At 42.1% G+C, this 285-nt stretch carries 1 protein-coding gene; it reads left to right on the top strand.

The window, feature by feature from the left end; translation table 11 throughout:
* Window positions 1–285: Ig-like domain-containing protein (locus Z054_RS31725; protein WP_035091688.1), on the top strand; the 285-nt coding region annotated here is incomplete at both ends.

Here is a 285-nt window from a genome sequence, read left to right as displayed (position 1 = left end):
GCTCACTGGCAAGATGCATGGTCAAAAACAGGTGATTGCGGTGGCGGTACTCCTAATATAGATCCTACCGTAAGCATTACTTCGCCAAGCGATAATAGCTCGTTTCAAGAAGGAGCGTCTGTAACAATAACTGCTAATGCGGCAGATACAGATGGAGCGGTGTCTAAAGTTGAATTTTATAACGGTAGTACAAAACTAGGAGAAGATACTTCTAGTCCTTACGAATATGTTTGGCAAAATGTTTCTGCAGGAAATTATGTGCTAACTGCCAAAGCAACCGATAAC

It is taken from the genome of Aquimarina macrocephali JAMB N27 (assembly GCF_000520995.1).
Taxonomy (GTDB): Bacteria; Bacteroidota; Bacteroidia; order Flavobacteriales; family Flavobacteriaceae; genus Aquimarina; species Aquimarina macrocephali.
The sequence above is the reverse complement of the archived record's forward strand: the minus strand, read 5'-3'. Positions and strand labels throughout refer to the sequence as shown.